At 30.7% G+C, this 10,446-nt stretch carries 14 protein-coding genes; 6 read left to right on the top strand and 8 right to left on the bottom strand.

Annotation, left to right across the window (positions count from 1 at the left end):
- Window positions 1–754, top strand: a 754-nt coding sequence (locus tag BOW55_RS16650; protein WP_164975056.1) for a toll/interleukin-1 receptor domain-containing protein, incomplete at its 5' end; no start/stop codon positions are given.
- Between the two features lie 129 nt (window positions 755–883).
- Here the strand turns inward: BOW55_RS16650 and BOW55_RS16645 are convergent.
- The 5 genes from BOW55_RS16645 to BOW55_RS16625 form a co-directional block, all read right to left on the bottom strand.
- Window positions 884–1,489, bottom strand: a complete 606-nt coding sequence (locus BOW55_RS16645) for a toll/interleukin-1 receptor domain-containing protein (protein ID WP_129025093.1) — start codon at window positions 1,487–1,489, stop codon at window positions 884–886.
- A 4-nt stretch (window positions 1,490–1,493) separates the two neighbouring features.
- Entirely contained in the window at window positions 1,494–2,258 is a 765-nt protein-coding gene (locus BOW55_RS16640; RefSeq protein WP_256371703.1) for a DUF4231 domain-containing protein, read from the bottom strand.
- A 120-nt stretch (window positions 2,259–2,378) separates the two neighbouring features.
- Window positions 2,379–2,963, bottom strand: a complete 585-nt coding sequence (locus BOW55_RS16635; RefSeq protein ID WP_129025096.1) for a TIR domain-containing protein — start codon at window positions 2,961–2,963, stop codon at window positions 2,379–2,381.
- Window positions 2,964–2,970: 7 nt separating this feature from the next.
- Entirely contained in the window at window positions 2,971–3,375 is a 405-nt protein-coding gene (locus BOW55_RS16630; RefSeq protein WP_129025089.1) for a TIR domain-containing protein, read from the bottom strand.
- The gene (locus BOW55_RS16625) at window positions 3,376–4,605 is read right to left on the bottom strand and encodes a TRAFs-binding domain-containing protein (protein ID WP_129025087.1); all 1,230 of its coding nucleotides are present in this window, start codon (window positions 4,603–4,605) and stop codon (window positions 3,376–3,378) included.
- Between the two features lie 390 nt (window positions 4,606–4,995).
- On the opposite strand from BOW55_RS16625, the gene BOW55_RS16620 reads away from it, so the two are divergent.
- Complete coding sequence (locus BOW55_RS16620) at window positions 4,996–5,400, top strand: hypothetical protein (RefSeq protein ID WP_129025085.1); 405 nt, start codon at window positions 4,996–4,998, stop codon at window positions 5,398–5,400.
- 195 nt (window positions 5,401–5,595) lie between these two features.
- On the top strand, window positions 5,596–5,898 hold the full coding sequence (locus tag BOW55_RS16615) for a JAB domain-containing protein (RefSeq protein WP_371414533.1): 303 nt from the start codon (window positions 5,596–5,598) through the stop codon (window positions 5,896–5,898).
- 130 nt (window positions 5,899–6,028) lie between these two features.
- On the opposite strand, the gene BOW55_RS16610 is transcribed toward BOW55_RS16615, so the two are convergent.
- A complete protein-coding gene (locus tag BOW55_RS16610) occupies window positions 6,029–6,259 on the bottom strand; it encodes a helix-turn-helix domain-containing protein (RefSeq protein ID WP_129025083.1) in 231 nt (76 codons plus the stop codon).
- Window positions 6,260–6,382: 123 nt separating this feature from the next.
- Here BOW55_RS16610 and BOW55_RS16605 point away from each other — a divergent pair, with 123 nt between their 5' ends.
- Both BOW55_RS16605 and BOW55_RS16600 read left to right on the top strand, forming a co-directional pair.
- Window positions 6,383–6,778, top strand: coding sequence for a hypothetical protein (locus BOW55_RS16605; protein ID WP_129025080.1), 396 nt, complete (start codon window positions 6,383–6,385; stop codon window positions 6,776–6,778).
- 999 nt (window positions 6,779–7,777) lie between these two features.
- Window positions 7,778–8,212 carry a very short patch repair endonuclease gene (locus BOW55_RS16600; protein WP_129025094.1) on the top strand — a complete coding sequence of 145 codons (435 nt, stop codon included), beginning with the start codon at window positions 7,778–7,780 and terminating at the stop codon, window positions 8,210–8,212.
- Between the two features lie 3 nt (window positions 8,213–8,215).
- Here the strand turns inward: BOW55_RS16600 and dcm are convergent, their stop codons facing one another.
- Window positions 8,216–9,193: a DNA (cytosine-5-)-methyltransferase gene (dcm, locus tag BOW55_RS16595; RefSeq protein WP_129025078.1), complete on the bottom strand. Its 978-nt coding sequence runs from the start codon at window positions 9,191–9,193 to the stop codon at window positions 8,216–8,218.
- A gap of 383 nt (window positions 9,194–9,576) precedes the next feature.
- Between dcm and BOW55_RS16590 the strand changes: the two genes are divergently transcribed.
- The gene (locus BOW55_RS16590; RefSeq protein WP_129025076.1) at window positions 9,577–9,801 is read left to right on the top strand and encodes a hypothetical protein; all 225 of its coding nucleotides are present in this window, start codon (window positions 9,577–9,579) and stop codon (window positions 9,799–9,801) included.
- A gap of 34 nt (window positions 9,802–9,835) precedes the next feature.
- On the opposite strand, the gene BOW55_RS16585 is transcribed toward BOW55_RS16590, so the two are convergent.
- On the bottom strand, window positions 9,836–10,426 hold the full coding sequence (locus tag BOW55_RS16585) for a riboflavin synthase (RefSeq protein WP_129025074.1): 591 nt from the start codon (window positions 10,424–10,426) through the stop codon (window positions 9,836–9,838).
- Window positions 10,427–10,446: the final 20 nt, after the last annotated feature.

Genomic DNA, 10,446 nt, shown 5'->3' with positions numbered 1-10,446 from the left:
GAAAGGTTATGATGCTGATTGGAAAATAAAATATGAAATTAGTAAGGCATTTTATGAAGTTATAGATTCAAAGGTTCCTTCTGATCTTTTTATTTCATTGGATGGTAAAGTATTTGTTAATGCATACAACTTAACAACATTCGATGAGCTAAAAGAAACAAAAATAAGCACTTATGACATGGTTAGTAATGTAGTGCAATTAGATTCTCCGAAAGAAAAAGCAGTGTATGCTTATAAAATATTCACAAATAGGAGATTAAAAAAGATGAAGAAAGTTTTTGTGTCTTATAGTCATGCGAACTATAAAGAAATGGAGCAACTAACAAAATATTTAATAGGGTTTGTTAGAAATAAAGAAATCGAAAGCTGGACTGATTTAAAGCTTCAGAGTGGGGTAAAAGTAAAAGATGAAATTTTACAAAATCTTGAAGACGCTGATATTGTCATTCTTTTGATTAGTCAAGATTTTATCGCTTCTGATTTTATCTATGATTATGAACTACAAATGGCAATGCAAAAAAAAATAACAGGTAGGGGAGAAATTATACCTGTGGTTTTAAGTAGTTGTTCAATATTTGATTTGAAATTAAATGTTACTGGAGATGAAGGCTTAATGAACGAGATAAAAATGGGAGATTATTACTTCACACCACAAGGACCTAATAAAAGTTTACTCCCAATTGAACAATGGAAGAATGAATCACAAGCATGGATGGAGGTATATAAAGATATAAAGAAGAAAATTAAGACATAAATATGAAGCCTTTAAAAGATGTGGGACAAGTATGTTTTATAAAAAAGAGAAGCTTTATCGGTTTGTTTGTGTTTTACTTTTATATTCAATAAACTAAATTGAAACACTCCGATTCAACGGAGTGTTTTCTTAAAGCGTCCAGTTTAAAACATTGTCTAGAGGATGTGCTTTTTGAGAGTTTGAAAAAACTCTTTTTTCATTTATAAGTATTTGCTCTGATCTGTTTGTGATTTTTGAGATATAATTATTCAAGCTTTTTGTTCCTTTGATTATATAGCCAGTTCTTAGGTAATCTGGGAGAGTTTTTTCAGCAATATCTTTTAAAATCAAAATTGACAGTTTAATCAAATCTTCGTTATTCACAAATTTTTCTTGATCCAAAATTGATGCATGACCATAACCAACTTCAAAGGGCACCCATAGCGATTTATATGTTTTCTCAGAAATAACAACCATCATATGAGTGCTTTCTCTAATTCCTTTTTTTATACTTTCGGTAATTTTTACAGGATCATTTATTGATGATGCGTATTGTAAGGATTTATCTTCTTCATCTAAATAATAATCTATCCCTGCGTCTCTAAAGTAAGAGGCGATGGTTTTGCATGCCTCTTTATCCTCTCTTTTATGACTTAGAAATACGCAAGGTCTTTCTTTAATTGTATTATCATTTAATGATTTTATTTCCCACCTGATACTTTCAAGTAAGCTACTTTTGTTAAAACCTTTCTCCATAATACTACATTCTTTTTTGAGCTAACCACATGGTATGCTCTCTAGACATTGCATTTTCTGAATCAAGAACATATTTAGAGAATTCTTCGTCTGAAAAGTTCTTATTTGCCTCAGCCTTAATTAAGTTCAATTCAGAGGTTGCGGTAGTGTAAGCTTCTTTGTTTTCTTGATATTTTTTTAATTGAAGCCAACTAAATCCGCTTGCTGAAACGGTAGAAAATAGTCCGACTAAGTTAAAATCTGACATGGGATACTTAATTAAATAACCGATGGATATTAAAGCTAAAAATTGACAAATAATTACCAAGCTAAACCAATTTTCATATTTTGACTTGTTGTTGTCAGCTTTTGAAGAATACCATTGTATCTGATTTTCAATACGATTTTCTAGGTAATATTCTTTCCTTTTATTTAAAGAAAGGCCGCGTATTTTTCTCATCTCTTCCGTAATGATAGGTGCATTTATTTTTTTTGCACTTATTACTTCATTTAAATCAGCAAATTCATTATTTATTTCCTTTATTCTTTTGATAAATCTTTGGTCAGATTCTTCAGCAGGAATGTTGTTCTCAAAAAATTCGGAACACATTATAAATCTCCAGGTTAATGTTTTACAAGATTCTGCTAATGCTCTTCCTCTATACCAAGTGTCTTCGTATTTTTTAGCTTTGAGTATTATAGATATTAACATAGCGAAGAGTAACATGAGACCAGAAATAACATATATAAATGTCTTTGATTCTTCTGTTTGATAGTTGTATATAGAAATCAGTGCTGAAAAAAATCATCAAGAGTAAATCATATTTTACAAAATTGATATACTTAGATTGTGCTTTCGTTGATACAGCATCTCCTGCTATAAAGTAATTAGGATAGTCATTGTTTTTCATTATGGTCTTACTTTAGTTTTATTTGAAATATCTTCTTGTCTTTTATTGAAAGCTTTATCAATGTAATAATTAGGGGTTTCGCAAAAAACGTCCCACTTAACTAGTACACAATATCTATCTTCTTCAGTCCAAGAGCATTTATTATTAGGGATATAATAATTGTAAGCAAATTCAGATATAACAGTATTGTTATTGATGTTTATGTAGTTGTGGGATTTGCCACATGTTCGACATATTCCTTTTCCAGAGTAAATTTTATCGTACATGCTAGGTAACACTACGCCTAAAATCCCATTTTTAGTGTTGTCCTCACTATGATATAATGAAGATTGCAACTCTCTTTTTAAATAATTTTGATTTTCTAAAGGAAGGTTTTCAGCAGATTTTTCTCCAATCAAAAAAATTGTTACTGTTGAGTCTGAAAGGTAATCTTCTCGGATTTTTCTCATTATGTAATCTTCATTTTCTGATTTGATAGGTTCGTGTAACGATTTGTCAATCATATCCACTTTTAGATTGTCGTGAATATATTTTTTAAAAGATATGTCCTCTGTTTTAAAGGAAATAAAGCATTTGTGTGCCATAATATCGTTATTTTGCATATTTTCTAATTGCTTCTACAATACTTTCAGTATTCCATCTAACATCTGTTTTAGAACGAGAGTAAACGACGGAAGATATTTTTTCTTGCCCCCAAGGAATAACACCTATAATTGGAATTTGACAGGCAAGGGCCGTGTCTAATTCCCAAGTCATCCATTCGCTATGGGTGGCATAAACTCCGGCTAGAGCCAAAATTACATCAGAGGATTGAATTTTAGTTTTTAAAACCGTTTTTATATAATTTGCATTTTGAGAATTTATAGGAATTTCTTTAGTTGCTTCAGTAAATTCTACATTAAAGTAACCTCTAGAATTTAGAAGGTTTTGTAGCGAAAGTAAGTCTTGAGAATGTGCCCATGCATGACTTACGAAAATTTTGTAATTTTTAGACATTTATTTTAGATTTAAAATTTGTTGTTTTGATTTATTGTAGGTTTCTATTTCCCAATCTGCTTTAGCTTTTTCTAAAAATAATTTCTCGTATTTTTCAAATTCTTCCTCATTGTTTAGAGATAAATAGCAATTCGCTAAAGAAGCATATATCCAATTTAGATCACTTCTTATGAGGAAATCTTCATCTTCTTTTAGTTTATCGATAATTTCTATAATTTTTTCTCTTGTTTTTCTTGCCTCGACTTTACAATAGATTTTTTCGTGCTCATCCTGTATATGTTCACTTTTTAAATCTAGACATAGGGCATAATTTTCACCAGTGTAGTAGTCAGAATTTATTGTAAAACCTTTATTGTAATATTTTATGGCTCGATCTAAATATTCCATTTCGCTTTTATCCAAAAGCCAGAATCTTTTATAGATAGCGCCTGTAATACCTAAAGTTTCTGGGTCATTTGTGGTTCTTCCGTCTGGTTCTAATTTGTTGATTATTGTAAGAGCATCATTTAAGGCTAATTTTTCGGATACATTCTTATTTTTATAAGTACATAAAGCCAACTGCTGAATAAAATACGAGTCATTTTCTACTTTTTCGCTTGCTTTCTTCCAGCATTTTATAGCTTCTTCGAAATTATTTTTTGACATATGAAATTTAGCTTGTTGAACTAATGCAAAAAGCACTTTTTCTTTTTCAGCAAGTTCCTGAATTAAATGGATATACTCTTCTTCTGGTAATATATAAGGCTTAACAGATTGTATGTGCTGAAATAAAGGGCTATCAACTTCTTGTGATTTTTCTACACTTAAAATAAGATTGGTTAGAGCTTCTTGGCAACGACTAGCCTCGGTAGCTGAAATATCCTCCCCCATATGTGAGTATGTGAATGTTTTATTATGATTTATGTCAAATGGAATGGTTCCATCCTTTTCTTTCATAACTATTGTTGAAAATGGTTTAGCAGCATGTCTAATGCCCAGCTCGTAAATTGCATTAGGGTTAAAAGTTGTAATGTCAGCGATAACTAAATCAGAGTAAATTAATAGACCATACATACTTCTATCTATCAAGCCAGATTCTTGTACTTCATCTCCTCTGACACATTCGTATCCCGAAGCTAAAACTGCTGGCTTGATTATGTTATGGTAAGTTTTGTCTAAATCAAACGTCTTTCCTAATGTAGGGTCGGTTTTTTTTCCAAACCCCATAATTACAAAGCATATTTTTTTCATAAATTGGTTTTTATTGGTTAGTTTATTAAGATTTATTTTATCAAAAAATTAACCATTTGGTAAAAAATGCCATTTTGTCACTTTTTTCAAGAAAATGAATGGTTTTATGGCAGTTAAATGTTCTGGAATATTAAGTGCTATAGAGGAGCAAAAAATTTTATAAAAATGAAAATTTAAATAGTACAGATGTGTATTTCACCTCAAGATCCCCTACCTCCTCAAGTTAACTTACTAAATACCCCCACTTATTCTGAGCGAGAACAAGCTTTTTGCTCCTGATTTAAAAAACATTTTTTTTCATCCATAAAAATTCAAGTTGATAGCTGTGATTTTTTTAGAAGAAGTAATGTTTTTGAATCAGGCTAATATCAACTCAAAAAAATCAAAAGCATGGTACGAATTGTAAACTATCAAAAAAGACAAGCAGAAGAGGGTAAACCATTCTTTGTATTAGAAATTCAAAGTGGTATTGAAATGGTGTTAAGCACTAAAACAGGACAATATTATGCCACCGCAAAGAGAGCAAATATTTCTTCAACATTTGATGAAGAAACTTGTAAAGCATTATTAGGAACAGATATGCCTGGCAGTATAAAAAAAATGGATTCGGAACCTTATGAATACACTGTTAAAGAAACAGGAGAGATTATAATGTTAACTCACAGGTATGTTTATCAGCCAGAGATAAAAAGTCCTAGTTCCACTAGCTCCAAAAGAGAGTCTTTTGAAAATGACTTTGCGACAAGAGTAGAAAACTTCTCTCGTAGCAGTCATTTAGCTGAAATGTCTATTTAATAATTCAAAAAGTGTTAGTTCTTATGTGGTTTATTCTATATAGGCTCTAACACTTGTTTTTTTATGGAAGTAGCAGAAATAAAAGTATCCTATTCAAACAATTGCATTGAAAGGATAAAAGTAACTAATAGCCAAATTTTGTATAATCTCATTTTAAGACAGTGGGATTTAGACCTAATAGAATTCTAGGAAGAAGTGAAAATTGTACTTCTTAATAGAGCTAATATTGTCCTAGGATTTTATGAAATGTCAAAAGGAGGAACTTCAGGAACTGTCGTAGATATTAAGATAATTCTTGGTATAGCATTAAAATGTAATGCGTCGAGTATTCTAATAATTCATAATCATCCAAGTGGTACTCTAGAGCCTAGTGAGCCTGATAAGTCAATTACAAAAAAGCTTAAAGAAGCGTGTAAATTATTAGAGTTAAACCTCCTAGACCATTTAATTATTACAACACAAGGTTATTATAGCTTTAGTGATAATCTGATATTATAGACTTCAAGTGTACAAGGAAAATGTTGAGGTCTTAATATAAAGTAAAAGTGTATACGTGTTATTAGTTGATTGTATTTAATAAAAAATACACTTTTTACTTTTATTTAATACATATATAAATAGCCAAATGTTAATTATCGGTCGTGGTTAATTTCATTAATTCTTCTATCGTGATTTCAAGACCACCACATATTTCTAGTAGATATAAATAAGTAGGATTTACTGCTCCTCTTTCTAATCTAGCAATAGATTCTCGATCTTTATCGATTTTATGCGCTAATTGGGCTTGAGTTAACCCTTTGGATTCTCTGATTTCTTTAATCTTCTTACCAAATTTCTGAAGTTGTAGTTCCTTATCCATTATTCAAAATTTGATCTTTGTAATGAATTTTAAAGGAACAGATATGTTACATTTTTGGATATTTTTTGTACCTATGCATTATTGTTACACGTTATAAAAAGTTTAGAATTAAATTATATATGTATGAGAAAGACAATTACAGTTTTTATGATATTGGGCGGATTGTTTATAAATGCCTCAAAAGCAGATACAATTGCTCCTCTAGAGAAAAAAACTCAAAAAAAAGATTTAATAAAGAAATTACTAAATGCTGATTATAACAAACCTTCAAAAGCATCAGAAGGAGTTAAGGATATAACAGGGCTTACATTTGGTGGGGGTAATTCAGCTTCTATTCCAGAAGAATATAGAGAGGTTGCAGTAGAATATAATTGGAATCCTAATGCTATGACTCCAGATGAAATGGAAAAAGAATACAATTTGATAATGAAAAAGAAATATTTAAGATGGACATATTTGACAATTGGAATAATATCGCTTCTATCTTCAATTAAGTTTATAAGAACTATTACTAAATAACGAAACGGATAATATGAATTTTGCTACGAGAATCAAAGAGTTGCCTAAGAGTATAATGAGAAAGTATATTGTATTCAGTTATGTAATACCAGTAATTAGTTTTGTGCTATTCTATATATTAAAAAGCATTAATGGTTATGGAATTATATATAAAGAATCTTATTATGTCGCATCTGAGATGTTTTTGTTTTTATTCTTTTTTGGATTTTTTATTTTTTGGGCAATCATTAGGGTAAGGCTATGGGTACAAGATGGTAACAAGTAAGTTAAAGTCTCCAAAAATGTATTACACTGAATAACTAAATTAATTTCAGAGTATTTTTAAATAAAATTCTTTACAGAATTAAATATGGAACTGAACTTATTTTGAGCTAGTATATATTATTAATAATTATAAGATTGCTGATTATTTAGTTGTACTAATCTTTAAGTGCTAGTGCCACGGGTAAATTGAAGCAAGAAACGTGTTTTACTAATAAAAAGGTAAACAAATAGGCACACATAAATTTATAAACTTTGTAAAGTACTGATATTGCTATTATGAGACTTAAAGACTCGAGCCCAGGTGGGACCACTTATTTAGAAATAGAAAGCCTTTACAGCAATGTAAAGGCTTTTTTGTTTTTTAACGATCAAATCTAAAACTGGTGATTGATAAAAGTTTGCCATTAATTGTATTAAAATATAGCCCGTGGTTTCAACCACGGGAACACAATATATTTAAAAACACGTTTCCCATAGTTGAAACCACGGGTTATGTTTGATAAGAAGATGAATAAGCTCTATATCGGTGAACGCAAAGGTTCGTAAAGTTTAATTGAAAAACTTTGTGAACCTTTGTGTTTTTCTTTGTGCTCTTTACGGTAAATTCTTGTTTTTAATACTCCTTCGCAACAATATGTATTGATTTGTTTTTTAGATAAGTCATTGAAATTTCATTGTTTGTCGAAAAATGAATTAAATTTATACTGCAAAGACAAATTTAATCAGGATAAGACAATGGATAATTTAACGCCTGAACAACGGAGAAAAAATATGCAGGCTATAACGAGCACCGCAACCAAAGACGAAGTTAGGATTGCAAAGGCTTTGTGGCAGCTTGGTTATAGATATCGAAAGAATAATAAAAAGGTGTTTGGTAAGCCTGATTTGACTTTTGCAAAGTATAAAATAGCCATTTTTATAGACAGCGAATTTTTTCACGGTAAAGATTGGGACTTAAATCAAGAACGTATTAAGTCGAATCGTGAGTATTGGATTCCTAAAATAGAACGAAATAGGAAACGCGATGCTGAGGTTAATGCTTATTTAATTTCAAGAGAATGGAAAGTAATACGTTTTTGGAGTAAAGAAATTCAGAAAGAACTAGATACTTGTTTACTGAAAATTCAAAGTGAAATAGAATTTTCAAAGATCAAAATCCAAGAGAAATAGAGTTTAGGCGTTTTTCTTCTTTTCGACTTTTTCGATAACTTTAGAAATCTCATTGGCTAATCTTTCAATAACAGGCATGCTTACCGAATTTCCTGCTTGTTTGTATAAGTTAGAATTTGAAATAGAAGGAAGTTTGAAGCTGTCTGGAAAGCCTTGAAATCTAAAACATTCACGAGGCGTTAGTTTTCGAAATCCATGATCTGTTATAATAATTGGAACGTTATGTCCGCCAGTTCCCATGTTTGCAGTCAAAGTTGGGCATAAACCAGCCTTATTTTCTCTAACATAATGTCTCCTGAATTGATAAATTTTGCCTTTATCGACAATAGATTCTTTTAGTGTATTGTACATGTATTTATCCTCGCCATAATAAAACTTATCTGGTACTTTTTCGGTAAGGATTAAATCTTTTACTGTGGTAGTCAGATTTTCTTTTTTAGGAAATTCAAATCTAAACTTTTTGTTATTGACAAAGTTTTTGTCAAAAGCAACCATAAAAAGTCTTTCCCTGTTATGAGGCGTGTTTCCGAAATCTTTAGTGTTTAAAATAGCGCTGTCAAACGTGTAGTTTCGTTTTTTAATTTCACTTTCAATAACCTTAAGAGTATTGCCTTTGTCGTGTCCTCTTAAGTTTTTAACGTTTTCAAGGAAAACAACTTTAGGTCTCATTTCGTCAATAAAATCAAGGATTTTAAAAAAATGATTTCCCCTTCTGTCCTCAAAACCTTTTCTGTGTCCTGCAAGCGAGAAAGGTTGGCAGGGAAATCCAGCCGTTAAAATGTCTATTTTTTCAAGAGAACTTAAATTTAAGTTCATTACATCGCCTTCAATTAAATCGTGTTCGAAATTTGACTTGTAAGTTTTGCATGCGTGTTTGTCAAATTCATTGGCCCATTTTAGATTAAAACCAGCTTTTTTAAAACCTAGACATATGCCGCCTACACCTGCGTACAAACTTCCAACTGTAAATTTATTCTCCATTATTTGTTTGGCTAAAGGAATGATGTTTTGCGCTTTTTGTTCTGTATTATTTCCTGCAAATATATTAATTAGAGTATAGTTGATGATGGTCAGGGCTTAAAAAGAAATCGTATTTTATTTTTCGATCTCGTACTTTACAGTTCTTTCTGACTTATTTAAAAAAGATGCATTTTTTGAAACTTTATTCTGTGGGAAGTTTTTAAATTTCATGATGCTAAAAAGAGTTTTAAAAGTTCTAAAAAAGGAAAAGAGTTGGAAAATTTTGTATTTTTTATAAAATAGGTATATATTTGATATAAGAATTATACTACAGCTTAATTTGTTGGATAGGTGGGACTGTTTTGGCTTATCAAAGTTGCTTTTTTGTAATGAAATTTGAATTTATGAGAATTGTAAGAACTGTTTGGCTCGCCTTTTTTTTGATAGTATCTAACCCATTATATATTTTGGCCGAGGAGATGCCGCCGCCTCCGCGTGCTGGAGATACTAAGCCGCCGCCGCCAACAAAAGTGCCAATTAATGAGAATCTTTCTTTTTTAATTGCAAGCGGATTAATTCTGGGAATAACAATTATATATCGAAATAAAACAAAAAAAGCTTCAAATTAATTTGAAGCTTTTTCGTTTTGATTTTTTTCTAAAACTATTTGTTTATTGAATAAAGTCTTGAAATGTATTTTCCAACAACATCAAACTCTAAGTTTATTTTAGTGCCAACCTTGAAGTTTTTGAAATTAGTGTTTTCAAAAGTATAAGGAATAATAGAAACACTGAATTCGTTGGTTCTAGAATTTACAACCGTCAGACTAACTCCGTTTACCGTTATAGAGCCTTTTTCGATTGTAATATTGCTAAGACTTGCATCGTAATCGAAAGTGTAATTCCAACTTCCGTTAGCCTCTTCAATTTTTGTGCATATACCAGTTTGGTCAACATGACCTTGTACAATATGTCCGTCAAGACGGTCGCCAAGTTTCATGCCTCTTTCTAGATTTACAATATCATTAACCTTCCAGTCGCCAATATTGGTCTTCAAAATAGTTTCTTCAATTGCAGTAACCGTATAAAATGAATCTTTTATGGCAACTACCGTAAGGCAGATTCCGTTGTGCGAAACACTTTGGTCAATCTTTAATTCGTTTGTAATAGAGGAGTCGACAGTTACATGTAAGTTGTTTTTGTCTTTTTGTATTTCGTGAATCCTTCCTAGGGTTTCTATAATTCCTGTGAACATTGTGGTTTTATTTTACTAAA

This window comes from Flavobacterium sp. YO12, from assembly GCF_004119495.1.
Classification (GTDB): domain Bacteria; phylum Bacteroidota; class Bacteroidia; order Flavobacteriales; family Flavobacteriaceae; genus Flavobacterium.
The sequence above is the reverse complement of the archived record's forward strand: the minus strand, read 5'-3'. Positions and strand labels throughout refer to the sequence as shown.